This is a genomic window from Serratia sp. LTN-2, from assembly GCF_059740205.1.
This window is the reverse complement of the sequence record NZ_JCAXDO010000010.1, coordinates 94,207-119,435: the sequence shown is the minus strand read 5'-3', so window position 1 is coordinate 119,435 and position 25,229 is coordinate 94,207. Positions and strand designations below refer to the sequence as shown.

The 25,229-nt window shown below is 60.9% G+C and carries 22 protein-coding genes; 7 read left to right on the top strand and 15 right to left on the bottom strand.

Annotated elements, in window-relative coordinates:
* Positions 1-97 precede the first annotated feature (97 nt).
* Positions 98-1,201, bottom strand: a complete 1,104-nt coding sequence (asd, locus tag AC6BYQ_RS18675; RefSeq protein ID WP_063918383.1) for an aspartate-semialdehyde dehydrogenase — start codon at positions 1,199-1,201, stop codon at positions 98-100.
* A 192-nt stretch (positions 1,202-1,393) separates the two neighbouring features.
* Between asd and AC6BYQ_RS18670 the strand changes: the two genes are divergently transcribed.
* A complete protein-coding gene (locus tag AC6BYQ_RS18670; protein ID WP_025159894.1) occupies positions 1,394-1,987 on the top strand; it encodes a YhgN family NAAT transporter in 594 nt (197 codons plus the stop codon).
* Positions 1,988-2,017: 30 nt separating this feature from the next.
* Here the strand turns inward: AC6BYQ_RS18670 and gntK are convergent, their stop codons facing one another.
* The 4 genes from gntK to AC6BYQ_RS18650 form a co-directional block, all read right to left on the bottom strand.
* On the bottom strand, positions 2,018-2,545 hold the full coding sequence (gene gntK / locus AC6BYQ_RS18665; RefSeq protein ID WP_025159893.1) for a gluconokinase: 528 nt from the start codon (positions 2,543-2,545) through the stop codon (positions 2,018-2,020).
* An 87-nt stretch (positions 2,546-2,632) separates the two neighbouring features.
* Entirely contained in the window at positions 2,633-3,949 is a 1,317-nt protein-coding gene (gntT, locus tag AC6BYQ_RS18660) for a gluconate transporter (protein ID WP_016930400.1), read from the bottom strand.
* 340 nt (positions 3,950-4,289) lie between these two features.
* On the bottom strand, positions 4,290-5,285 hold the full coding sequence (gntR, locus tag AC6BYQ_RS18655; RefSeq protein ID WP_019455190.1) for a gluconate operon transcriptional repressor GntR: 996 nt from the start codon (positions 5,283-5,285) through the stop codon (positions 4,290-4,292).
* A 292-nt stretch (positions 5,286-5,577) separates the two neighbouring features.
* Positions 5,578-6,273, bottom strand: coding sequence for a pirin family protein (locus AC6BYQ_RS18650; protein ID WP_019455191.1), 696 nt, complete (start codon positions 6,271-6,273; stop codon positions 5,578-5,580).
* Between the two features lie 390 nt (positions 6,274-6,663).
* Between AC6BYQ_RS18650 and AC6BYQ_RS18645 the strand changes: the two genes are divergently transcribed.
* Together AC6BYQ_RS18645 and AC6BYQ_RS18640 are read left to right on the top strand one after the other, a co-directional pair.
* A complete protein-coding gene (locus AC6BYQ_RS18645; protein ID WP_154747649.1) occupies positions 6,664-7,179 on the top strand; it encodes a GNAT family N-acetyltransferase in 516 nt (171 codons plus the stop codon).
* Positions 7,172-8,353 carry a P1 family peptidase gene (locus tag AC6BYQ_RS18640; RefSeq protein WP_019455193.1) on the top strand — a complete coding sequence of 394 codons (1,182 nt, stop codon included), beginning with the start codon at positions 7,172-7,174 and terminating at the stop codon, positions 8,351-8,353. Before AC6BYQ_RS18645 ends, AC6BYQ_RS18640 begins: the two co-directional genes overlap by 8 nt.
* 61 nt (positions 8,354-8,414) lie before the next feature.
* On the opposite strand, the gene iolE is transcribed toward AC6BYQ_RS18640, so the two are convergent.
* The 4 genes from iolE to iolD are packed head-to-tail and all read right to left on the bottom strand — an operon-like array spanning position 8,415 to position 13,284.
* The gene (gene iolE / locus AC6BYQ_RS18635; protein ID WP_019455194.1) at positions 8,415-9,311 is read right to left on the bottom strand and encodes a myo-inosose-2 dehydratase; all 897 of its coding nucleotides are present in this window, start codon (positions 9,309-9,311) and stop codon (positions 8,415-8,417) included.
* A 59-nt stretch (positions 9,312-9,370) separates the two neighbouring features.
* On the bottom strand, positions 9,371-10,255 hold the full coding sequence (locus AC6BYQ_RS18630; protein ID WP_019455195.1) for a sugar phosphate isomerase/epimerase family protein: 885 nt from the start codon (positions 10,253-10,255) through the stop codon (positions 9,371-9,373).
* Between the two features lie 39 nt (positions 10,256-10,294).
* Positions 10,295-11,308, bottom strand: a complete 1,014-nt coding sequence (gene iolG / locus AC6BYQ_RS18625; RefSeq protein ID WP_004930848.1) for a bifunctional inositol 2-dehydrogenase/D-chiro-inositol 1-dehydrogenase — start codon at positions 11,306-11,308, stop codon at positions 10,295-10,297.
* A 35-nt stretch (positions 11,309-11,343) separates the two neighbouring features.
* A complete protein-coding gene (gene iolD, locus AC6BYQ_RS18620) occupies positions 11,344-13,284 on the bottom strand; it encodes a 3D-(3,5/4)-trihydroxycyclohexane-1,2-dione acylhydrolase (decyclizing) (RefSeq protein WP_025159892.1) in 1,941 nt (646 codons plus the stop codon).
* A 545-nt stretch (positions 13,285-13,829) separates the two neighbouring features.
* Here iolD and AC6BYQ_RS18615 point away from each other — a divergent pair.
* Both AC6BYQ_RS18615 and AC6BYQ_RS18610 read left to right on the top strand, forming a co-directional pair.
* The gene (locus AC6BYQ_RS18615; protein ID WP_197668264.1) at positions 13,830-15,761 is read left to right on the top strand and encodes a bifunctional 5-dehydro-2-deoxygluconokinase/5-dehydro-2-deoxyphosphogluconate aldolase; all 1,932 of its coding nucleotides are present in this window, start codon (positions 13,830-13,832) and stop codon (positions 15,759-15,761) included.
* A gap of 204 nt (positions 15,762-15,965) precedes the next feature.
* On the top strand, positions 15,966-16,802 hold the full coding sequence (locus tag AC6BYQ_RS18610) for a MurR/RpiR family transcriptional regulator (RefSeq protein WP_019455199.1): 837 nt from the start codon (positions 15,966-15,968) through the stop codon (positions 16,800-16,802).
* 38 nt (positions 16,803-16,840) lie between these two features.
* On the opposite strand, the gene iolB is transcribed toward AC6BYQ_RS18610, so the two are convergent.
* Positions 16,841-17,662, bottom strand: a complete 822-nt coding sequence (gene iolB / locus AC6BYQ_RS18605; protein WP_498057343.1) for a 5-deoxy-glucuronate isomerase — start codon at positions 17,660-17,662, stop codon at positions 16,841-16,843.
* Between the two features lie 77 nt (positions 17,663-17,739).
* Positions 17,740-19,245 (bottom strand): CoA-acylating methylmalonate-semialdehyde dehydrogenase, encoded by a 1,506-nt coding sequence (locus AC6BYQ_RS18600; protein WP_019455203.1) that lies wholly within the window; start codon positions 19,243-19,245, stop codon positions 17,740-17,742.
* A gap of 556 nt (positions 19,246-19,801) precedes the next feature.
* Between AC6BYQ_RS18600 and AC6BYQ_RS18595 the strand changes: the two genes are divergently transcribed.
* A complete protein-coding gene (locus AC6BYQ_RS18595) occupies positions 19,802-21,244 on the top strand; it encodes a sugar porter family MFS transporter (RefSeq protein ID WP_019455204.1) in 1,443 nt (480 codons plus the stop codon).
* 31 nt (positions 21,245-21,275) lie between these two features.
* A complete protein-coding gene (locus AC6BYQ_RS18590; RefSeq protein ID WP_063918373.1) occupies positions 21,276-22,112 on the top strand; it encodes a TIM barrel protein in 837 nt (278 codons plus the stop codon).
* Positions 22,113-22,148: 36 nt separating this feature from the next.
* Here AC6BYQ_RS18590 and fetB read toward each other — a convergent pair whose 3' ends face one another.
* From fetB to AC6BYQ_RS18570, 4 genes are all read right to left on the bottom strand, one after another.
* On the bottom strand, positions 22,149-22,922 hold the full coding sequence (gene fetB / locus AC6BYQ_RS18585; protein WP_019455206.1) for an iron efflux ABC transporter permease subunit FetB: 774 nt from the start codon (positions 22,920-22,922) through the stop codon (positions 22,149-22,151).
* Positions 22,909-23,586 (bottom strand): iron efflux ABC transporter ATP-binding subunit FetA, encoded by a 678-nt coding sequence (gene fetA / locus AC6BYQ_RS18580; RefSeq protein WP_498057342.1) that lies wholly within the window; start codon positions 23,584-23,586, stop codon positions 22,909-22,911. The genes fetB and fetA overlap by 14 nt, the downstream gene beginning before the upstream one ends.
* Positions 23,587-23,776: 190 nt before the next feature.
* On the bottom strand, positions 23,777-24,064 hold the full coding sequence (locus AC6BYQ_RS18575) for a FaeA/PapI family transcriptional regulator (protein WP_063918371.1): 288 nt from the start codon (positions 24,062-24,064) through the stop codon (positions 23,777-23,779).
* Between the two features lie 37 nt (positions 24,065-24,101).
* Positions 24,102-25,229 carry an FKBP-type peptidyl-prolyl cis-trans isomerase N-terminal domain-containing protein gene (locus tag AC6BYQ_RS18570; protein ID WP_498057341.1) on the bottom strand — a complete coding sequence of 376 codons (1,128 nt, stop codon included), beginning with the start codon at positions 25,227-25,229 and terminating at the stop codon, positions 24,102-24,104.

Genomic DNA, 25,229 nt, shown 5'->3' with positions numbered 1-25,229 from the left:
TTGCGATGACCTTGCCCGACGTGGGGCGTGGCGAACAAAAAAGCGGAAAATGAGGCTTTAGGGGGCCGAACGCGGTCAGCCCCCGGGAAGTGCAGGTTTACAGCAGGATGCGCAGCATGCGACGCAGCGGCTCAGCCGCGCCCCACAGCAGCTGGTCGCCCACGGTGAACGCCGACAGGTACTCCGGCCCCATATTCAGCTTGCGCAGACGACCGACCGGCGTATTCAGCGTGCCGGTGACCGCCGCAGGCGTCAGTTCGCGCATGGTCAGCTCGCGATCGTTCGGGATCACGCGCACCCAATCGTTGTGCGTCGCCAGCATCTGCTCGATTTCCGGCAGCGACACGTCCTTTTTCAACTTCAGGGTGAACGCCTGGCTGTGGCAGCGCAGCGCGCCAACGCGCACGCACAGGCCATCGACCGGGATCACACTGCCGGTGTTCAGAATTTTGTTGGTTTCCGCCTGGCCTTTCCACTCTTCGCGGCTTTGGCCGTTGTCGAGCTGCTTGTCGATCCACGGGATCAGGCTGCCGGCCAACGGCACGCCGAAATTATCGGTCGGCAGTTTGCCGCTGCGGGTGGCCTCGGTCACCTTGCGTTCGATATCCAGAATCGCGGAGGCCGGATCCTGCAGCTCTTTCGCCACGTCGGCGTGCAGCATGCCCATTTGTGTCAGCAGTTCGCGCATGTGGCGCGCGCCGCCACCGGAGGCCGCCTGGTAGGTGGCGACCGACGCCCACTCCACCAGATCGTTGGCGAACAGGCCGCCGAGCGACATCAGCATCAGGCTGACGGTGCAGTTGCCGCCGACGAAGGTTTTGATGCCTTTGTCCAGGCCCTGCTGAATCACCGCGTGGTTGACCGGATCCAGGATAATGATGGCATCGTCCTGCATGCGCAGCGAAGAGGCCGCGTCGATCCAGTAACCCTGCCAACCGCTGGCGCGCAGCTTAGGATAAACTTCGTTGGTATAATCGCCGCCCTGACAGGTAATAATGATATCGAGCGCGCTCAGCGCGTCGACGTCATACGCATCCTGCAGCGTGCCCTGCTGGCCGCCGAAGGCCGGCGCGGCGGAACCGTGCTGCGAGGTGGAGAAAAAGACCGGGCGAATGGCGTCGAAATCGCGCTCTTCCGTCATGCGTTGCATGAGAACCGAGCCAACCATTCCGCGCCAACCGATGAAACCAACGTTTTTCATAATATCTGTGTCCCGCCCGGATAAGGGCTTATTAGGTGATAACGAGTTGTGTGCAATATCTCCTCACCTTACAAAATGTCGGCGCGGGCGCAAAGTGAATTTATTCGATGGCTGAGGATTTCTCAGCAATCCTTCTTATAGGCAAGGACGCGGCCGAAAAGGCCGAGGCGTTTTCCCGATCACGAGGTCACCATGACAGAGATGATTTCCGCTACGGTATTGCTGTTTTTAATTATGGATCCGCTGGGCAATCTGCCGATTTTCATGTCGGTGCTCAAGCACCTGGAGCCGCGCCGCCGCCGGGTGGTGCTGATCCGCGAGCTGCTGATCGCCCTGTTGCTGATGCTGATCTTCCTGTTCGCCGGCGAGAAAATTCTGGCGTTCCTCAACCTGCGCACCGAAACCGTCTCCATTTCCGGCGGCATCATCCTGTTTCTGATCGCCATCAAGATGATTTTCCCTTCGCAGGAGGGGAACAGCTCCGGGCTGTCCGCCGGCGAGGAGCCGTTCCTGGTGCCGCTGGCGATCCCACTGGTGGCCGGGCCATCGATTCTGGCGGCGCTGATGCTGCTGTCGCACCAGTATCCACATCAGCTGCCGCATCTGGTGGCGGCGCTGTTGATCGCCTGGGGCCTCTCCGCGGCTATTTTGCTGATGTCGAACCTGTTCCTGCGCCTGCTGGGCAGCAAGGGCGTCAGCGCGCTGGAGCGGTTGATGGGGCTGATTCTGGTGATGCTGTCGACCCAGATGTTCCTGGATGGCGTGCGGGCTTACATGAAGCTGTAGGCGCCAGGCGGCGCCGACAACGGCCCGCGCTTAGCGGGCGGTAACGCGGCGAATATAGGCGAGCGTATCGGCGACCACGCCGTCCAGCGGCTGGTTGATGTCGATCGCTTGCACATCCGGCTCCTGCTCGCCCGGCTCTTCCAGCGTGGCGAACTGGGAAATCAACATCTGCGGCTTGAAGAAATGGCCCTTGCGTTGCTTCAGACGTTCCTCAATCACCGACTGATCGCCTTTCAGATACAGGAAATGCAGGTTGAGATTGCCGTCGCGCAGGCGATCGCGATAGCTTTTCTTCAGCGCCGAGCACACCAGCAGCGATACGTCGTTGGTGCGCTGCATGGCGAAGATGGCGTCGTTCAGGGCCGCCAGCCACGGTGCGCGATCGTTGTCGTCCAACGCATGCCCGGAGGACATTTTGATGATGTTGGCGCGCGGGTGCAGATAGTCGCCATCCAGCATGGCGGCGTTGGCCTCGTGAGCGACGGCGCTGGCCACGGCGGACTTGCCGCTGCCGGAAACGCCCATCAAAACAAATACGTGATGCTGCGGATTACTCATAATCATGCCCTTATGGGAACTGGCGCGAGCGCGCCAAACGCGTCCCAACTGATAAACGCCGACGCCCCGCAGGGCGCCGGATAAAGATTATACAACCGTCGCCAGCAGCAGGCAGCCCACCAGGCCGCACACCGAGATGATGGTTTCCAGCACCGACCAGGATTTGATGGTTTCCATGATGCTCAGATTGAAATACTCCTTGAACAGCCAGAAGCCCGGATCGTTAACGTGCGAGAAGATGACGCTGCCGGAACCGACCGCAATCACCATCAGCTCAGGGCTGACGCCGGTAGTGGCGATAAGCGGCGCCACGATGCCACCGGCGGTGATCGCCGCCACGGTGGCGGAACCCAATGCCAGACGCAGCGCAGCGGCGATCGACCAGGCCATCAGAATCGGCGAAACGTTGCTGCCTTCCATCAGGCCGGCGATGTACTGTTCGACGCCGCTGTCCACCAGCACCTGTTTGAAGGCGCCGCCGCCGCCGATGATCAACAGCATCATGGCGATGATTTTAATCGAGTCGGTGATGGTGCCCATCACTTCATCCATGGTGCGACCACGGTTCAGGCCAAAGGTGAAGATGGCGATCAGTACGGCGATCAGGGTCGCCATCACCGGGTCGCCGAAGAACTCGGCGAAGCGCAGCAGGCTATGGCCCTTCGGCAGCACCATTTCAGCGACCGCGCGCAGCGCCATCAGGATCACCGGCACCAGCGACGTGGCGACGCTGACGCCAAAGCTCGGCATCTCCGCATCGGTAAAGGTTTTCGGGTTGTACAGGCCTTCCGGTACCGGTTTGTCGATGCCTTTCAGGAAGCGGGCATAGACCGGGCCGGCCAGAATAACCGTCGGGATCGCCAGCAGCGTGCCGTACAGCAGGGTTTTACCCATGTCGGCATGGAAGATGGTGGCGATGGCCGTCGGGCCCGGGTGCGGCGGCAGGAAACCGTGGGTCACCGACAGCGCGGCGGCCATCGGCACGCCGACGTACAGCAGCGGAATGCGTGCAGAGGCGGCGATGGTGAATACCAGCGGCAGCAACAGCACGAAGCCCACTTCGTAGAACAGCGCGAAGCCGACGGTGAAACCGGTCAGCACCACCGCCCATTGAATGTGTTTTCTGCCGAACTTGTCGATCAGCGTGGTGGCGATGCGCTGCGCGCCGCCGCAGTCCGCCAGCAGCTTGCCGAGCATGGCGCCGAAGCCCATGATCAGCGCCAGGCTGCCCAGCGTGCCGCCCACACCGGCCTTGATGGAACCGATGACCTTATCGACCGGCATACCCTGTGCAATCCCGACCGCCAGAGCAACCAGAACCAGAGAGATAAAGCCGTTCAGCTTGAAGCGGATCATCAGCAGCAGCAGCAGCGCTACGCCGCCTGCAACAATCACTAATGGCATAATTTTTCTCCAACCTTTTATCGCGACTCTCTTTACGATAGGCGTAAAGCGTGCGGTTGTTTTATTTTTAGGCTCTTTCCCGGTGTTTAAGAAGAGCTGTAGGTGTTGTTAAGTCAGAGGTTCAGTCTTGCAGCAAGGTGACCGCACGCTCATTGTTACCGGTATCATGATACCGGTAACAACATAATCCTCGGAACCGGGTAAACGGCTAAAATTCGCGTTCTGGGACAGAGATCAAACTTATGCCGGCAACGAGCAGCGGGCTTACAGGCGGGATAACCAGCGCGCCTTAGAGCGCGCTGCAAAAAGAAAGAGAGTTAAAACAGAGCGTTAAAATGGCTCAGATGCTGCCGCCGGGGATCACGGTGAAACCGACGTCCACCATGCGCGGGCACACCGTTTCGCCGCGCAGCCGGGCCAGCAGACGCTCGGCGCCGATCTGGCCCATGCGTTCGCGCGGCGTCAGCACGCTGGCCAGCTTCGGCACCATCACCTGGCCGATGTCATGGCCGTGGAAACCGGCAATCGCCATGTCCTGCGGGATCGACAGCCCCTGCCGCTGGCACTCGAAGGCCGCGCCGATCGCCAGGTCATCGTTGGTGCAGAAGATACTGTCGATCTGCGGGTAGTCGCGCTGCGCCTGGCGCAGCAGCTCGCCGCCGGCGGAATAGGAAGAAGAGCGGGCGGTCATGATGCTGTACGGCTCCAGGCCGGATTCACGCATCGCCTGCTCATACCCCTGCTGTTTGATGATCGTACGCTCATCCTGACGGGCGCCGAAATAGACCACGTGGCGGTGGCCGTGCGCGATGATCTGCTGGGTCATCTGGCGCGCCGCTTCGAAGTTGTTGAAGCCCACCGCCAGATCGATGCACGGCGAAACGCAGTCCATCAGCTCCACCACCGGAATGCCCGCCACCTCGATCATTTTCAGGGTGCGCGCCGTGTGATGGCGCTCGGACAGGATCAGGCCGTCGATATTGTAAGAAAGCAGCGAGGTCAGACGCTCTTCTTCGCGCTCCGGCAGATAGCCGTAGTGCGCCAGCATGGTCTGGTAGTTGTGCGCGTCGGTCACGCTTTCGATGCCGCGCAGCACTTCGGCGAACACCTGGTTGGTCAGCGACGGCAACAGCACGCCAATCGCCCGGCTGGTGGCGTTGGAGAGAATGTCCGGCGCGCGGTTGGGGATGTAACCCAGCTCATCCAGCGCGACGGCGATTTTTTGCTGCAGGGCAGCGGAAACCTGGTCGGGATTGCGCAGATAACGGCTCACCGTCATCTTGGTCACGCCCACCTTGTCCGCCACATCCTGGAGTACCGGCCGTTTTTTCTTCATTATCAATGAACTGACTAACCGTGAATGGGCAGCCATTTTAGCAAAAAAAACGGCGGGCCGATATTGTCGGTTATGCGACTGCCAACGCAAAAAGGGCTCACATCGTGAGCCCTTCATACGCTGACAAAGGGGGAAAAAGCGTGGTTTTTCCCCCTTTGTGATAATTAGCCGAAAATCAATAAATTGATTTTCCTTGTTTTTATATGCTGCCGGCGTCAAGTCAGGCAACATCGTCAGACGTGTCATTAACCTCAAGGGCTCACATCGTGAGCCCTTGATATTTACCGCTAAATCACACCGGCGGCAGATCGAACAGCAGGATTTCGCTCTCTTCGTCGGCCTGAATCGACAGCGTTGATTCATCCCAAACCGCAAATGCATCGCTGATGCCGGCGGCCTGGCCGTTGACCGAGACCTTGCCGCGCACCACCTGGATCCAAATGCGGCGGCCGGCGTCGATCGCGTATTCCGCCTGTTCGCCTTTATTCAGCGCCCAACGCGACAGCGTCATATCCTGGAACACCTTCAGCGAACCGTCGCGCGCATCCGGCGACAGCACCAGCTGACGACCTTGCGGCGCGTCGAACATGCGCTGCTCGTAGCGCGGCTCCAGCCCGACCTGATCCGGAATGATCCAAATCTGGTACAGATGCAGCGGGCGATCCTGGTTGGCGTTGTACTCTGAGTGACGCACCCCGGTGCCCGCACTCATGATCTGGAATTCGCCAGCCTGGATCTGCTCCTTATTACCCATGCTGTCCTGATGTTCCACCGTGCCGCTCAGCACGTAGGTCAGGATTTCCATGTCTTTATGCGGGTGAGTACCGAAACCCTGCCCTGCGTCGATCATGTCTTCGTTGATCACCCGCAGCGCCGAGAACCCCATAAAGTTCGGATCGTAGTAGTCGGCAAATGAGAAGGTGTGCCAGCTATCCAGCCAGCCATGATTGGCGTGGCCGCGGTCTTCCGCTTTACGTACATAAATCATATTCAACTCTCCTCAATGTTTTTTTACAGTCTAGTCCTGCCAGCAGAATAAGAAAGCGTAAAAAACTCATGCCTCTGTTCAAAAATTTCGATGGAATGAAACAGCGGAAGGGCAGCGGATTTGTTGAAGGCGGAAGCGGCTGAAAAAAGGGCAAAAAAAAAGCCAGCACCCGAGCTGGCTAAGTAAACACTGGAAGCAATGTGAGCAATGTCGTGCCTTCGCAGTGAGAGTATCAAGGGTTGATGCCCTCCCCGGAACGCATCGCAATAATAATCATTATCATTCGCACCTGTAAAGCGTTTTTTTTGACCCATTGAAATAATATTGACTCAAGGCAGTAAACGGATAAATTCAGAGGTTATTCAACCGGTAAGCGACAGGAGCAGCGACATGAGCGAGATCGTGATACGCCACGTGGAAACAACCGATGCACAAGCCCTGCATCATCTTTATTCTCAGACGCCCGTCTATCGCGATACGCTGCAGCTCCCGCTACCGTCCGTCGAGTCCTGGCAGAAACGCCTCGCCAATCCCGAACCGGGCACACATAACCTGGCGGCCATCATTGACGGGCAGCTTGCCGGCCAGTTGGTGGTGATGCTGAATCAGCGCGTGCGCCGCCGCCACGTAGCCACCTTCGGCATCGGCGTCGATCCGCGCTACCACGGCAAAGGCGTCGGCAGCCGTCTGATGCAGGCGATGATCGACCTGTGCGACAACTGGGCGGCCATCGAGCGCATCGAACTCACGGTGTTCACCGACAACCCGGCGGCCATCGGGCTGTACCGCAAATTCGGTTTCGAGATAGAGGGCACCAGCCGCGCCTATGCCATGCGCGACGGCGTACTGGTCGACGCCTACCATATGGCGCGTTTTCGCACCGGGCAGCCGCGCGGCGATGCGTGATCTCATCCACTGGCAGGGGCCGCTGCGGCGGCCCCTGAATATCAACCGCCGAACCTTTTTACAGGCGCTGGCCGGCCTGACCGCTGCCGCCGGCATATTCTCTCCTCTCACCCCATTAGGTGCCGCTATGCCAACTTCCGCCGCCGGGCGCCCAGGCGCCCGCAACCTGATTACCGATGTACCGGGCCTGAAGGTCGGCGTGGCGCAAGACAGCCGGGTACGCACCGGCGCGACGGTGATCCTGCCGGATAGCCCGGCGATCGCCGCCGTGGATGTGCGCGGCGGTGGCCCCGCCACCCGGGAAACCGACGCGCTGGGTGAAGACAATCTGGTGCAAACCGTCGATGCGCTGACATTCAGCGGCGGTTCGGTTTACGGCCTGGCGGCGGCGGACGGCGTCGCGGCCTGGTTGGGGCAACAGGGCCGGGGCTACGCGCTGCGCCCGGCGCCTGGCGTGCCGGTCTCCCCTATCGTGCCCACCGCCTGCCTGTACGATCTGGCCAACGGCGGCGACAAAAACTGGCAGCTCACGCCGCCGTATCGCCAGTTGGGCATCGATGCGGTCGGCAAGGCCGGATTGGACTTTCCGCTGGGCACCGTCGGTGCCGGCTATGGCGCCATGACCGGCATGGGCAAGCTGAAAGGCGGCCTCGGCTCGGCGTCGATCGTCACCGCCAACGGCGCTACCGTCGGCGCGCTGGTCGCGGTCAACAGTCTGGGCTCGGTGGTAGCGCCCGGCACCCGCGCCTTCTGGGCGACACCCTATGAGATCGACGGTGAATTCGGCAACGGCGGTGCGGCGGCACTGGCGCAACTGCGCGCTCAGGGCGAAGACTGGATGGCGCAAGAGCCGCAGGGCGGCAGAAAAAACACCACTCTGGCCTGCATCGCCACCGATCTGGCGCTGACGAGAGTGGAGTTGAAACGGGTGGCCATCATGGCGCAAGACGGCATGGCGCGCGCCATCCGCCCGCTGCATAGCCCGTTTGACGGCGACGTGGTGTTCGCCCTGTCCACCGGGCAGCGCGAGGTACAGGGCAGCCGTGAACTGGCGGTGCTGCAAATCGGCGCGCTGGCGGCGGACACGCTGGCTCGGGCGATCGCCCGTGGCGTGCATGCCGCCACGCCGTGGCCGGGCAGCCAGGTCGTAACCTGGCAAACGCTCGGCGGTTAACACGCCGCCATAAAACAAGGGGCGCCAGCGGCGCCCCTTAATCGTTATTGACCCTCACCGCTTAAATCCCGGCGGTTTCCCGAATATAGCGGCGTGCCTTCACCGCATACTCGAATGGGTTGGCCAGCGCCGGATCCTGCTCGGCCTCCACCACCATCCATCCCTTGTAACCGCGCTCGTCCAGCAGCTTGAACACCGGTCTGAAGTCGATCACTCCATCACCCGGCACGGTGAAGGTGCCCTTCTTCACGCCGTCTAGGAAGCTCAGCTTGTTGGCCTTCACTTCCGCTACCACCTCATCGCGCACGTCCTTCAGATGGACATGGTTGATGCGCGGCAGATACTTCTCCAGGATCGCCATCATCGCCTGCTGGCTGCCTTCCGAATAGTAGGCGTGGCCGGTATCGAACAGCAGGTAGACGTCGTCGTTGACCATGCTCATGTAACGGTCGATTTCGGCCGTGGTCTGAATGCCGGTGCCCATATGGTGGTGCAGACAGACCTGCATGCCTTTGCCAGCGGCGATCTTCGCCAACTCGTTGTAACCGTCGGCCACGCGCTGCCACTCTTCATCGCTGAAGTAAGGCTTCTCTTCGAACACCCCTTTGGTGGTGCCCTGAATGCTCTTGCTCTGCTCGGAACAGCCGATCACCCTGGCGCCCATGGCATGCAGAAAATTCATGTGGTTGATAAATTCATCGATGGTTTTGTCTTTCTGACCGTCGGCGAAAAAGGTGCTGAACCAGGCGTTGCAGATCTGGATGCCGCGAATATCCAGCATCGGTTTCAGCACCGCCGGATCGCGCGGGTATTTGCTGCCCACTTCACTGCCGGTGAAACCGGCCAGCGCCATTTCGCTGACGCACTGCTGAAAGGTGTTTTCCTTGCCCAGATCGGGCATGTCGTCGTTGGTCCAGCCGATCGGCGCAATGGCCAATTTCACGTTGTCTTTATTCATGGTCTGCCTCGGTCCTTGGAGGGCCGCCGGTGCACACGCCGCCGGCGAGCCGAATAAGATTATTTGCCCAACAGCTCTCTCTCGATACGTTCTCTGGTCGCCACCGCCTGGCTCGGCATCTTTTCCGGGTAGCCGAACAGCGAGGTGCAGATGATCGATTCGCCGCCGGCCTTGAAGCTGCGGTTGGCAAATTCCATCTCGCGCAGCGTCTGGAACAGGGCGTCGAAATTCACCTCGCCTTCGCCGATGCCGACGTGCTGGTGCACAGCGGCGTCAACGCCCGGCGGGTTGACGATATAACGGCAATGCTTGGTGTGGTTCATGGTGTCGGCGATCAGCACGTGGGACAGATCGTCCCCGGCGTACTGCAGCATGCCGGCCACGTCACCCTGCCCTTTGTCGTAGTAGAAGGTGTGCGGCACGCTGTAGAGGTATTTGACGTGGTCGCTGCGCAGCGACTTCACCAGATCGGCGGTTTCGTTGCTCAGCTCGCAGAAATCCCACGGGTGCGACTGGATCTCCATACGGATACCCTCGCGCTCGACGATCGGCAATAGCTCCTCCATCGAGCGATACCACAGCTCCTCGCAGATCTCCGGCTCATTGGGGTTGCCCGCCAGTTCGGTGTTGATCACCTGCACGCCCATCTCCACCGCGATTTCGATCATCCGCCGCCAGTTTTTGACCGCCGCCTGGCGGCGATCTTCCCCCGGCCCGGACCAGCGATACACCACGATAAATGAGGAGATCTCCACGCCGGTCGCTTTCAAGGCGTTTTTATACTCCGCCATGATTTCGCGGCTGGCCTTCGGATGTTTGTAAAACGGGTTGATCTGCGGGTGCGGCGACTGCTCAATGTACTTATAGCCCCAGTCCGCCACCTGCTGAACCATTTTGGTCACGCCCAAATCCCGGATAACGTCGACATCAAAAGCGATCTTCATGGTCACTCCTCTGCAATCGTGGTTACGCGCTGCGAGCGGTTATTTACCGTAAAACGCCGGGCGCGCCGGCAGGGTCACCGGCACGATCTCGCCGCTGAGCTGAGCCGCCACGCAGGCATCGGCGGTCACCGCGGCGGCGTAGCCGTCCCAGGCGGAAGGCCCGGTCAACTTGCCCGCGGCCACGTCGTTGATGAAACCCTGCAGTTCGACGTCATAGGCATCGATAAAGCGATCCTTCCAGTCGGTCAGAATTTCGGTCGACAGGCGGGCGCCGCTGCGCATCTGCACCGAGGACGGTTCCGGCAGCTTGGCGATGCCGGTTTCCCCCACCACTTCACACTGAATGTCGTAGCCGTACTGGCAGTTGACGAAGATTTCGACGTCGATGCGCGTACCCTTGGCGGTTTCAAACAGCACAATCTGCGGATCTTTCAGGTGCGGAAACGCCTTCGGGCTCTTGCGCGGGAACACCACCTGCACCGACACGTAGTCGTCGTCAAGCAGCCAGCGCAGCACGTCGATTTCGTGGATCAGGGTGTCGGTGATCGCCATATCGGTGGTGTAGGCCTCGCCGACCGTCGGGTTGCGGTGCGCGCAGTGCAGCATCAGCGGCTCGCCGATCTGGCCGCTGGTCAGCACCTGTTTCAGCGCGCGATAGCCCTGGTCATAGGGGCGCATGAAGCCGACCTGCACCAGCCGCTTGCCGTGCTTCGCTTCGGCGTCGACAATGTTTTTGCAGCCCTGCGCGGTCACCGCCAGCGGCTTCTCGCAGAACACCGGTTTGCCGGCGGCGATGGCCGCCAACACGAACTCTTCATGACTCGGCCCCCAGGAGGTGACCAGCACCGCCTGTACGTCGGCGGCCTTAATGAGATCGTGTCCGTTGTCATACACCCGCGCATCCAGCTGCAGATCGCTCACCACCTTGGCGGCGTTGTCGCGATTGATGTCGTTGACCGCCACCACGCGAGCGCCCTGCAACACTTTGCTGCAGCGACGGATATGATCGCGGCCGATGGCGCCGGTGCCGATAACCCCAATGTTCAATGTCATTTTCGCTACCCTCGAGATTTATGTATGAAAACGAATCAGTAATCGCGCGCCTTATCGATGTTTTCCTGCAGCTTGCGCGCCACTGCGACGATTTTCTCGCTGTCGGCCACCTGAGCGCCGCCCACGCGCCACCAGCTGAGATACTTGTGCACCATGGTCTTCGGCAGCACCTTGATATCCAGCAGCGTGGATACGGTTTGCCTGCGGGCGTCGGCCAGCGCGTCGAGCAGCTGCTGTTCGGTGGTGACGCGATAGGTTTTACAACCGTAAGCTGCCGCCAGCATGGCGAAATCGACCGGCACCAGTTTGCCGTCGAGCTTGCCGCCCTGTGGATTGCGGAAGCGGAACTCGGTGGTATAGCTGTCCATGCCGTGTTCCATCTGCAGATTGTTGATGCAACCGTTGGTCATGTTGTCGAACAGCACCACGTTGATCTTGCAGCCTTCCTGAATCGAAGTGACCAGTTCGGAATGCAGCATCATGAAGGCGCCATCGCCCACCATCGCGTACACCTCGCGCTGCGGCTCGGCCAGCTTGACCCCCAATGCGGCGTTGACCTCGTACCCCATGCAGGAGTAGCCGTATTCCACGTGGTAACCATGCTCGCCGTGGTTGTGCCAGACCCGCTGCAGATCGCCCGGCAGGCTGCCGGCGGCGGCGACGATCACGCTGTCCGGCGGCAGTTCGCGGTTCAGCACTCCCAGCACCCGGCTCTGGGTCAGAGCCGAGTCGGTCTGGGCGATAAATTCGGCGAACACCCGCTCGCGGTCGAGGTGATCGTCTATCTCCGGCACAAAGCCTGTACCGCTGTATTCCACCGAGTAAACACGCTCGCTCTCTTCGCGCTGGGCACCGCGCGCCGCGGCGATGGCATCGCCCCAGCCGGCGCGATAATCGGCCTGTGCCAGCAGCGCGCCCAGCGCGTTCAGGGCCTCGCGGGCGTCCGCCAACACCTGCACGCCGTCGAGCTTGCCGGCGTCGAAGGCGCTGACGTTGATATTGAGGAAGCTGACGTCCGGGTGTTGGAACAGCCATTTGGACGAGGTGGTGAAATCGGTGTAACGGGTGCCGACGCCAATCACCAGATCGGCCTGCCGGGCCAGCGTGTTGGCCGCCAGGCAGCCGGTTTCGCCGATGCCGCCGAGGTTGAATTCATGGTCGCTCGGCACCGTGCCTTTGCCGGCCTGGGTCTCGGCGAACGGAATGCCGAAGCGCTCGGCGAATTCGCGCAGCGCCCGCCCGGCCTGCGAGTACTTCACGCCGCCGCCGCACACCAGCAAGGGTTTGCGTTTGGCCGTCAGCAGCGCCAGCGCATCCGCCAACATGCCGTCGGTCGCCGGGCGGCGATCGAGCCGGTGCACCCGCTTTTGGAAGAAATAGTCGGGATAGTCGTAGGCTTCCCCCTGCACGTCCTGCGGCAGACACAGCGTTACCGCGCCGGTTTCCGCCGGATCGGTCAGTACGCGCATCGCGTTGATGCAGGCGCTCATCAGCTGTTCCGGCCGCACGATGCGGTCCCAATACTTGCTCACCGCACGGAACGCGTCGTTGGTGCTGATGCTGAGATCGTAAGGCTGTTCGATTTGCTGCAACACCGGGTCCGGCTGGCGGGAAGCGTAAACGTCGCCCGGCAGCAGCAATAAAGGAATGCGGTTGGCAGTGGCGGTGGCCGCGGCGGTGATCATATTGGCGGCGCCGGGGCCGACCGATGAGGTGCAGGCGTAGATCTGCCGGCGCAGTTTCTGCTTGGCGAAGCCGATCGCCGCGTGGGCCATGCCCTGTTCGTTGCGGCCCTGATGCACCCGCAGTTCACCGCTATCCTGCTCCAGCGCTTGCCCCAGCCCCAGCACGTTGCCGTGGCCGAAAATCGCGAAAATGCCCGCGACGAATTTGGTTTCCACCCCGTCGGCCAGCAGATACTGGTTATCGAGAAATCTGACGAGCGCCTGCGCCATGGTTAGCCTGATCTTGCCCATTTACTCACCCTTTAGATTGAGGGCCGCCCCGGAAAGGGCTCGCGCCGAGCCGACAATCCCGTGTTTGTGTTACGCGGCGGCAGCTATTATCTTGAGCAGGCGATGCCCGCTGCTCACGAAGTCGACAACCTGAAACGTGAAGCGATTATAAACAAATATATTTTTCATAAAATCACATTACAGAAGAAACATTTCATTTTGCGATAAAGATCGCATATTGCATGAAAAGCCCGTTTCATCTCGTGGCTTGGCCTTCACCGGCTTCACGCCGCGTATCAGCCGGTAAAGCCATCGACGCGCAAGGCGACAGCCTTTTATCCTGCCGTCACGCCCCTTTTCCGCGCGCCCATGGCCGCCGTTTCACAGCCGCTTCATCGGCTTTTTCCTCTCCTTTGTCGATGTTTTAAACGCATCACATTTTTGGGGTGTAAATTTCATCCCATATTGAAATTGAAATTTTCATTCCCCATACTGTCCACATGCTTCCAGCAGGGCGCCACGCTCGGGCCGCCGCCGGAGTTTTGCTTAAACAGAAGGAAACGGGTATGGCTACACAAGAAAAACAGCTTGATGTCATTTGTCTCGGGCGCATCGCCGTCGATTTCTATGCTCAGCAGATCGGCGCGCGTCTGGAAGACGCCGGCACATTCGCCAAATACCTCGGCGGCTCTTCCGGCAACGTGGCCTACGGCACCGCCATTCAGGGGTTAAAATCCGGCATGCTGGCGCGCGTCGGCGACGAGCACATGGGCCGCTTTTTGCGCGAAGAGCTGCAGCGCGTCGGAGCCGATACCCGCTGCTTGATCACCGATAAACAGCGGTTAACCGGCCTGGTGATCCTCGGCATCAAGGATCAGGAAACCTTCCCGCTGATCTTCTATCGCGAAAACTGCGCGGACATGGCGCTGACGCCGAGCGACATCGACGAATCCTACATCGCCTCTTCGCGCGCGCTGGCCATTACCGGCACGCACCTGTCGCACCCGAACACCCGCGCCGCCGTGCTGAAGGCGCTGGAATACGCGCGCCGCCACGGCCTGCGCACCGCGCTGGACATCGATTATCGCCCGGTGCTGTGGGGGCTGACGTCGCTGGGCGACGGCGAAACCCGCTTTGTGGAATCGCAACAGGTGACCCGCGAGCTGCAAGAGGTGCTGCACCATTTCGATCTGATCGTCGGCACCGAAGAGGAATTTCATATCGCCGGCGGCAGCACTGATACGCTGACGGCATTGAAAAACGTGCGCCGCACCACGGCAGCCACGCTGGTGTGCAAGCGCGGCGCGCAGGGATGCTCCGTATTCGAGGGCGAGATAGCCGACAGCTGGGCGCAGGTGAAGCTGCACGCCGGCGTGCGGGTTGAGGTGCTGAACGTACTGGGGGCCGGCGACGCGTTTATGTCCGGCCTGCTGCGCGGCTATCTGAACGATGAGGGCTGGGATCAGGCCTGCCGTTACGCCAACGCCTGCGGCGCATTGGTGGTCTCGCGCCACGGCTGCGCGCCGGCCATGCCGACCAAACGGGAGCTGGACGACTATCTGCAGCGTGAACAGCAGGTCACGCGCCCAGACCGCGATGCGCGTCTGAACCACCTGCACCGGGTCACCACCCGCAAGCAACAGTGGCCGGAACTGTGCGTGTTCGCCTTCGATCACCGCAAACAGTTGGCGGACATGGCGCGCGAGGCCGGCGTCGGCGAGGAACGCATTCCGCATCTGAAAACCCTGCTGCTCACCGCCGCGCAACAGGCTGCCGCACAGGCCGGCCTCAACGGCAACAGCGGCATTCTGGCCGACACCACCTACGGGCAGGCGGCGCTGAACGAAATCACCGGCCAGGGATGGTGGATCGGCCGGCCGGTAGAGCTGCCCAGCTCGCGCCCGCTGCGTCTGGAGCACGGCAATATCGGCTCGCAGTTGATCGACTGGCCGCAGGAGCACGTGGTGAAGTGCCTGGTGTTTTATCACCCGCATGACGCTGCGGAACTGCGCCGCGAACAGGATGAGCTGATCGCCGACGTCTACCGCGGCTGCTGCAAATCCGGCCATGAGCTGCTGCTGGAGGTGATCCTGCCGGACAGCAACGCCGACAAGGACGAACGTTATTACCTGGAGATGATTGAGCATTTCTACCAGTTGGGCATTCAGCCGGACTGGTGGAAACTGCCGCCGCTGAGCGCGGAAAACTGGCGACGGGTCGGCGCGCTGATCGACAGCTACGATCCCTTCTGCCGCGGCGTGCTGATCCTGGGGCTCGACTCCCCTGAGGCGGTGCTGAAGGCGGGCTTTGCCGCCGCCGCAGATGCGCGTTGGGTGAAAGGTTTCGCCGTCGGCCGCACCATCTTCGGTCAACCTTCGCGCCGTTGGCTGCAGGGGGAACTCGACGATGCGGCGCTGATCGAGCAGGTGAAACAAAAATACCTGACGCTGATCGATTTCTGGCGCCAGTACCGCCCGCAGACGAGCGGCGCTCACTGACAGCGAGAAGCGAGTTCACGTCCCCTTAAGGCCATTTCGCCGCTTTAAGGGGATTTTTTTGCCCATTTTCTGTGAAGTCGCGCAACGTGCGATCGAATAAATCGCTTTTTGAGGAAATGAAATTTCCGCTCCGTCTGTTAAAATACCCTGTCAATATGTCAGGCGTCAGGCCAATGCGCCTTCACCCCACTGCGAGCCGAATGGATGAACAACCCAACTCAACTTTCGCTGTTACAGGACGAGATCCGCCACCGTTATGAAACGCTGAGCAAGCGTTTGAAGCAGGTGGCGCGCTATATTTTGGATAACAGTAACAGCATCGCTTTCGATACCGTTGCCTCCATCGCCGCACAGGCCAGCGTGCCGCCCTCCACCCTGATCCGTTTCGCCAACGCCTTTGGCTTCAGCGGCTTCAACGAAATGAAGCAGGTGTTCCGTCAGCATCTGATGGAAGAAACGGTGAACTATACCGAGCGCGCGCGCCTGTTCCGCCAAACCTCCACCGACGACAACGTCGCGCCGGAGAAACCGGCCGAAATCCTCAACGTATTCACCATGGTCAACGCGCAGGCGCTGCAGCAGCTGGCGATGCAAATCGCTCCCGAGCAGTTGGATCGCGCCGTGGATCTGCTCAACAACGCCGAAAACATCTACGTGATCGGCCTGCGCCGCTCGTTCAGCGTCGCCTCCTACCTCACCTATGCGCTGCGCCATCTGGAGCGCCGCGCGTTTCTGATCGACGGGCTGGGTGGGATGTTCACCGAACAGCTGAGCATGGTGAAACCGAAAGACGTGGTGATCGCCATCAGCTATTCGCCATACGCCCGCGAGGCGGTGGAACTGGTGGAGTTGGGCGCCAAGCGCGGCGCGCAGCAGATCGCCATCACCGACAGCCAGGTCAGCCCGCTTGCCGCCTTCAGCGACGTCTGTTTCGTGGTGCGCGAAGCGCAGGTGGACGGGTTCCGTTCGCAGGTGGCCTCGATGTGCCTGGCGCAGACGCTGGCGGTCTCGCTGGCGCTGAATAACGCCCGGGACGAGTAAGGCTGACAAAAAAGCCCGGCAAGCCGGGCCTCAAGCGCTTATTGCGCGGCGGGGTAACCTTCGCCGTTAATCCAGGCGTGGTCTTTTTCCCAGGTGAACTTCCACTGCCGCACCGGCCCGGCCATCACGTTGAGATAATAGTTGTCGTAGCCCGCCAGGGTCGCCACCGGGTGATAACCGCGCGGCACTTTCACCACGTCGCGATTGTAGACCGGCATGCACTCGTCGAGCGTGCGATCGTCGGTATAGACGCGCTGCATGCAGAATCCCTGCTCCGGCTGAATGCGGTGATAGTAGGTCTCTTCCAGATAGGTTTCGGCCGGCGAGTCTTCCCGATCGTGCTTGTGGCTCGGGTAGGAGCTGGTGTTGCCCTCGTCGGTATACACTTCCACCACCAGCAGGCTGTCGGCCGGCTCGCTGTCCGGCAGAATGTTGTGCACCAACCGCTGGTTACGCCCCTTGCCGCGCCGCTCCACGCCGATATCTGCCGGCGTAATCAGCCGTGAAGGCAGGTGGCCGCCGCCGGGGGCGCTGCACACCGCCAGCTCCAGATCGGTTTCTGCCCGCACCTCGATGCGATCGTGATGCGGCACATACACCGCGTAAGGCGGCGTGCGTTCGAACGGGCTCATGCGCTTGCCGATATGCGGGTATTCGGCACGCAGCGTGGCCACGGAGGCGATACCGGCGACCAGCACCAGACACAGCTCGTTGTCGCCGCATTCCAACTGCAGCGACTGCCCGGCGGCCAAGCGGTAAACGTCAAAGCCGACATAGCGCCAACCGGCATTTTCCGGCGTCACGTGCTGGATACGCCCCTCGGCGTTCGGTGTCTGACATTTGGCAAGCAGTGAAGACATCTCGATTCTCCTGTTAACACCCCGTGCAAAGGCCGCTGCCCCAAAGGAACAACGGCCCGCTCATACTCTGCGATCGCTTAACCCAGCGTTGGCATGCTGAATTCGGACACCGTCTGCTGCCCGGCCGGCCAGCGCGCGGTGGCGGTCTTCATACGCGTGTAGAAGCGCACGCCGTCGGTGCCGTGCACGTTCAGCGCACCGAACACCGAGCGCTTCCAGCCGCCGAAGCTGTGGAACGCCATCGGCACCGGCACCGGCACGTTGACGCCGACCATCCCGGCCTGCACTTCTTGCACGAACTGGCGCGCATAGTGGCCGCTGCCGGTAAAGATGGCGCTGCCGTTGCCGAATTCATGGCCGTTGACCGTGTCGATGGCGGTGCGATAGTCCGGCACCCGAACGATGCCCAGCACCGGCCCGAAGATCTCTTCGCGGTAAATGCGCATGTTCGGCTTCACGTGATCGAACAGCGTGCCACCAACGTAATAGCCTTCAGGATAGCCCGGCACCTGATAATTGCGGCCGTCGGCCACCAGGGTCGCGCCTTCTTCCACCCCCAGATCGATGTAGCCCAGCACCTTCTTCTGGTGGGCGGACGACACCAGCGGCCCCATTTCATTCTCTTCGCCGCCCTGCTGCAAGCCAGGGCCGACGCGCAGCTGCGCGATCAGCGGCTTCAGTTTGGCGATCAGCTTGTCGGCGGTATCATCGCCGACCACGACGGCGATCGGCAACGCCATGCAGCGCTCGCCGGCGGAGCCGAACGCGCCGCCCATCAGCGCGTTGACCGTGGCGTCCAGATCGGCGTCCGGCATGACGATCGCCTGGTTTTTCGCCGCGCCAAAGGCCTGTACTCGCTTACCGTGCGCGCTGGCGGTGGTGTAGATATGTTCCGCCACGGTGGAGGAGCCGACGAAGCTCACCGCCTGAATGCGCGGATCGGTGCACAGCTGCGCCGCGTCTTCATTGGCGCAGTGCACCACGTTGAACACGCCGTCCGGCAGGCCGGCTTCTTTCAGCAGCTCCGCCAGGCGCACCGAGGCCGAAGGCACCAGCGCCGGCGGTTTGAGGATAAAGGTATTGCCGCAGGCCAGCGCGATAGGGAACATCCACATCGGCACCATTGCCGGGAAGTTGAACGGGGTGATGCCCGCCACCACGCCCAGCGGCTGCATCAGCGAGAAGCTGTCGACGCCGCTGCCGACGTCCGCTGAATACTCGCCCTTGATCAGATGTGGGATGCCGCAGGCGAATTCGACCACTTCCATGCCGCGCGTCAGTTCGCCCAGCGCATCCGAATACACTTTGCCGTGCTCGCTGACGATAAGCTCGGCCAGCTCGTCGCGGTGCTGTTCCAGCAACGCCTTGAAATTGAACATGATGCGCGCGCGACGCAGCGGCGTGGTGCGCGACCAGTCGGCGAACGCCCGATGGGCCACGTCGATGGCCTGTTTGACTTCGGCGGCGGTGCTCTGCGTGACGCGCCGCTCAACCTGCCCGCTGGCCGGGTTATGCACGTCGACGGTTTGATTGCTGCTGCTCAGGCACACCTGCCCGTCAATAAAGTTACCCACGGTTTTCATGTCACGCCCTCTTTTCAAGTCCGCTGCCGCCTGGCCACACGCAGGCGGCAGCGGCGTTAATCGTCCCGCTCGCCGCACTCCGTCGGCAAGCCGGCTAAATCCTGACCGGATGCAGCAAACTCTATTTCATTGAAAAAAAAGTTTCAAATAAATTGTTTTGGAAAATTTGTTTTTAGTGCGTGAGGTCGCAATTTTGCGGTGTCGATCGGTCGACGCTTTCATTGTCGTGCCAGGGCAGATACCGCGACGAGAGAGAAACCGTGGGTGATGCACGCTGACTTTGCTACAGAAAATCCGCACTGCGCCTGCCCTGCCGTCGCTATCGCCCAGCGCCGAACGCTCAAAGCGTCCGGGCCACTCGCGACGGTTTTTTTTGAACTGGATCTAAAAATCAATATTCCATTATTCACTAATTATGAAATAAATGTTCTTGTTTGTTCCAGCATTTATCGACGACATCGCCTTGATGACAGGCACGGTTCACACCCTTCCGCTCGCCCTCTTTCCGATAACCCAACCGTGCGGACGGAAGCCAGGATAAAAATCGGAGCAACACATGTCATATCAGCGTAAGCACAATACCGGCTACATCTTGCGAATTTGCGGCATCGCCGCCCTGGGCGGCATTCTGTTCGGCTACGACACCGCCGTGATCTCCGGCGCCATCGAAGCGCTGAAAACCTATTTCAGCCTCAGCCCGGCCGAAACCGGCTGGGCGGTCTCCAACGTGGTGATCGGTTGCGTGGTCGGCGCCTTCGCCGCCGGGCCGCTGGCGGCGCGCTGGGGCCGTAAAAAGGCGCTGATGCTGGCGGCGCTGCTGTTCACCGTGTCCGCCGTCGGCGCGGCATTGGCACCGACCTTCACCTGGTTCGTCATCTACCGCATCATCGGCGGCCTGGCGGTCGGCATCGCCGCCACCGTGTCGCCAATGTACATGTCGGAAGTGTCGCCGAAAGACATGCGCGGGCGGGCGCTCAGCATGCAGCAGTTCGCCATCGTGTTCGGCCAGATCGTGATTTTCTACGTCAACTTCAAAATCGCCAGCCTCGCCAGCGAAGCCTGGCTGGTGGAAATGGGCTGGCGCTGGATGTTCGCCTCGGGCGTGATCCCCTGCATCCTGTTCTGCATCCTGGTGTTCATTATCCCTGAATCGCCGCGCTGGAACGTGATGATGGGCCGCGACGATCAGGCGCTGGCGATGTTGACCAAGGTCTCCAACGCTGCCCACGCGCAGAATCTGCTGAAAGAAATCAAAGACTCGCTGCAGCAGGATCGGCAGCAACAACACCGGAAACTGAATTACGGCGACGTGCGGGTGCGGTTCATCCTGTTCGTCGGCTGCATGATCGCCATGCTGCAACAGGTGACCGGCGTCAACGTGATGATGTACTACGCGCCGGTGGTGTTGAAAACCGTCACCGAAAACGCGCAGGAAGCACTGTTCCAGACCATCTGGATCGGCGTGCTGCAGCTGGTCGGTTCGGTGATCGGCGCCATGCTGATGGATCGCATGGGCCGTATTCCGCTGATGCGTTACGGTACGCTGGGCGCCATCGCCGGCCTGCTGCTCACCTCGTACGCGCTCTACACCCAGGCCACCGGCTATTTCGCGCTGTTCGGCATGCTGTTCTTCATGGTGTTTTATGCGCTGTCCTGGGGCGTCGGCGCCTGGGTGCTGGTGTCGGAGATCTTCCCGAACCGCATGCGCGCGCAGGGGATGAGCATCGCCGTCGGCTGCATGTGGGTCGCCAACTTCGCGGTATCGCAGTCATTCCCGATGATCAACGATCACCCTTACCTGTTCTCGCATTTCCACGGTGCCTTCCCGATGTGGATCTTCGCCGCCTGCTGCCTGTTCAGCTACTGGTTTATCGGCCGTTATATCCCGGAAACCAAAGGCGTCTCACTGGAAAAAATGGAGCAGGTGGTGCTGGCCAAACGCCACCGCCATCCTCTGCCCGACGGCAAGCCGCTGCCGCTGGAAAACGGCAAATCCTGATCTCTCACCCTGACCGCTGGAGTAATGCCTCATGACCATTGCGCTGGACCGCTTCTGCATTAACCGCAAGATCGCGCCGAATCTCGATCTGGACAGTTTTTTCCGCCTGGTGAAACGTTGCGGGCTCAGCAAGGTTGAGCTGCGCAACGACATGCCCAGCGGCAAGGTGACCGACGATCTGAGCGACGCGCAGCTCAACGCGCTTGCCGCACAATACGGCATCGACATCGTCACGATCAACGCCCTTGGCATGTTCAACCGGGTGGACGACCCGGCGGCGCTTCTGCAACGCGCCGAAGCGCTGCTGGCGCAGGCCCAGGCCATCCACAGCCGGGCGCTGGTGCTGTGCCCGCACTGCAGCGCCGATGACCAGCGCAGCGAGCAGCAAAAACGGGATGACACCCTCGCCGCATTGCGGCTGCTGGCGCCGCTGTTTGCCCGCTATGGCGTACAGGGATACGTCGAACCGCTGGGTTTCGGCATCAGTTCGCTGCGATCGTCGCTGCTGACCCAGGCGATCATCCGCGATGCCGGCGCGCCGTACCGCATCGTGCTCGATACTTTCCACCACTATCTGAGCGGCGTGACGCAGGCCGATTTCGACGCCCAAATCCAGGTGGCGCAGATCGGCCTGGTGCATCTGTCCGGCGTGGAAGACGCGCGGGAGAAAGGCGCGTTGAGCGACGAAGAGCGCATCATGCTGAGCGAGGGCGATCGGCTGGAGAGCCGCCGTCAGGTGCAGAACCTGGAACGCCTGGGCTACGCCGGCATCTATGCCTTCGAGCCTTTCTCTTCCCAGCTGGACAGCTGGAGTGAGGCGGATATCGAACGGGAAATCCGCCAGAGCATCGCCCTGCTGCAAGGGTAAAAAAAACGGCCTCCGCGGAGGCCGTTTTTCATGGCGTTACTTCAGGTTGCCGACCACCAGCTGGTGACGCTGGTTATAAAACTTACGGTAGGCCAGATAGCAGGCGATGATGGTCGACAGGCTGGCGGTGGAAAGCAGCATGAAGGTCACCATAATCTGGTATTTGATCGCTTTCACCGGATCGATGCCGGCGAAGATCAGCCCGGACATCATGCCCGGCAGGCTGACCAGCCCGACGGTTTTCGCCGAGTCCACGGTCGGGATCAGCGAAGCGCGGATGCTGTCGCGGATCAGCGCCGCCGAAGCGAACTTGGGCGTCGCCCCCAGGCTGAGCATCTCCTGAATCTTCTGCTGCTCGCTTTTGAAACGCTGGCCGAGGTTGGTGTAACACAGCCCCACCGCCACCATGGCGTTGCCGGCGATCATCCCGGAGATCGGGATCACCTGCATCGGCGTAAATTCGATAGACCCGGTCAACACCAGCACCGCCAGCGTCAGCACTGCACCGGTGGTGATGGCGATAAACGACGTCACGAAGGCGTGTTCGACGTACTTGCTGCGTTTCTTGGCGTTGTAGGCTGCGTTAAAGCAGATGAACAGCACCATCAGCACGGTGAGAACGGCGTTATCCAGGTCGAAAATATACTTCAGCACATAGCCGACGATGATCAGTTGCACCACCGCGCGGCAGATGCTCCAGATAATGTCCTTTTCCAGCGCCAGCTTTTCCCGATGGCTGATCAGAATGGCGACCACCACCAGGATCATCGACAAGCCCAAGGATTCGTTGGTGATGTTATGCTGATTCATGCTGTTGCTCCTGTTGCTCGGCGCGGTGCGCGCGCAGGGTGATCACCTCGTCCGCATGCGCTATCTCTTCGGTATCGTGCGTTACCCACAGCACCGCCAGCCGCTGCTCCGCCACCAGCTGATGAACGATTTCGTTGACGTTGCGCTTGTTTTCCTCGTCCAGCGCGCTGGTGATCTCATCGAGTAACAGCACCCGCGGCATAAACTGCAGGTTGCGGATCAGGGACACGCGCTGTTTTTCCCCGCCGGAAAGCTCATTGATGCCTTTAGTCAGCATCGCCTCCGGCAACCCGAAACGCGCCAAATCGGCCTTCATTTTCGCCGTGTCCGGCGACTGTTGGCGGATTTGATAGGGCAGCGCCAGATTGTCGTAAACCGTATTGCCGAACAGCGCCGGCGTCTGGAAACAATAAGAGACCTGCTTGCGGTACGCCTCCGGCGACATCTCGGCGATCGCCCGGCCGTCGAAATAGATATTTCCGCGGGTCGAATCCATTAAGGAAGAGATGATTTTCAGCAGGGTGCTTTTCCCGCAGCCGGAAGGTCCGGTGATCAGCTTGAACTCGCCTTCACCCAGGGTGAAAGAGACCGAGTCCAGGATCACCTGGTTGTCTATTTGATAATGAATATCATCCAATCTCAGTATGTCTTTCTTTTCCTTCATTACGATGCCGGCTCCCTACACCTGTTTCCGTCTGAGCGATAAGTATATGGCCGCAAAAAACATCTTAGCAATGCCTGCGCGGCGGGCGGGGAACGCAAAGGAGGATTGGCGGAGCGGAAAGCCCCGCCAAATGATAAGATTAATTAATGTTTAGCTGTAGGAATAGTCAAAAGCGACCGCCAGGGCCGAATCACTCTTTTTTCATCGCTGCCTGTTCGTCGCAGCTGTACCAGCGTAGAGAATTATTGATGCTGCGGTGGGTGCAGCGCACCTTGCCCTCCTTTTCCAACGCCAGCAGCAGGGTGCGGGTGGTATAGATGTTTTCACCGCATTTATCTGCCAGCTCGCGCGTCTTCGGCCACTGCTCCGGCGGGGGATGATGGCCCCCTGACCCTTCCACACGATCCCTGCACAATCCTTGCAACACATTCAGCATCAGCGATTTTCTGCTTTCAAACGTATTCGGCGCCTTGGCCATAGCATTCCTCCTGAGTGGTTACTGCTGAGCACCCCGCTCACGGTTGCACGTCCGCGATGCGCAGGGTGTAAATCATGGTGGCGTTCGGGGGGATCGCCGGCGGGCTGCCCTGCTTGCCGTATGCCAGCGCAGGTGGCACCACCAGGGTGATCGAGCCGTGGCGCTGCAGCTTCTCGATAGCGGCGCGAAACAGCGGCGGATAGCGCGTCAACGGCTGCGAGATCACCGTTCCCGCCAGCTCCATATCTTTGACCACCCGGCCGTCGGGCAAACTCTCGCGCACCACGATGTCCACCCGATCGTCGGTGCCAATCGCGCCGCTGCCGGCATAGTCGACCCGGTAGTAGAAACCGAGCGCATCCCGCTTCACCCCCTCCTGTCGGGCGAAATCGGCCAGGTAGGCCTTGCCGTCCGCAGGGGGAGTCTGCGCCTGCTGCAAACGCTGCTGCGCCGTGCGCAGCGCGCTGTCGATGGCGGCGTCATCCAACCGCAACCGACCGGCCAGGGTATCGGCGATGCCCGCCAGCAAAAGCTGCCTGTCCGCCTCCAGCCCTGCCCGTTGGTTCTCCTGCTGCAGATGCAAAATGTCGCGCCCCAGCGATACGCCGGCGGCATAGGCCTGCTTTTCCGCATCGCTGGCCAGCGGTGGCGCTTGCACCGCCTGCCGCCGTTCTGTCAGCAAGGTTTCTATCCGCTGCCGTTGCTGCGCCAGCTGCGCGGTCAAACTTGCGCTGCGCTGTTCGGCTCGCGTCAGCGAGGCGACCAGCACGCCCACCTCAGGCACCGGCGCAATGGCCTGCTTCACCCCTTTCAACGCATCGATAAGCGGCCGAATATCGACGCCGACCGGCTCCCTTTTCGGCGCCGCAGCGGCCTGAGCCGCCGCCAACTGCAACTCCAACTGACGGATTTTCTCCGCCTGCTGTTGCAAAGAGTGCGTCAGTGCAGTTAAACGAGCGCCATCTGCGCCTGCGACGGCGGCCGGTTTAGCGGCCGGTGCGGGCGCCGGTTTGCGCTCGGCATCGTCCCTGGGCGCGGCCAGAGGCGCCTGCCGCTGTTCGGCAAACTTCAACAGGGCAGGAATGCCGTTGTCATCGGCGCAAACGGTCCCGCTCACCGCCAACAGCAGGATCCCTATCCCCCATCCTTGCGCACTGCGCTTCAC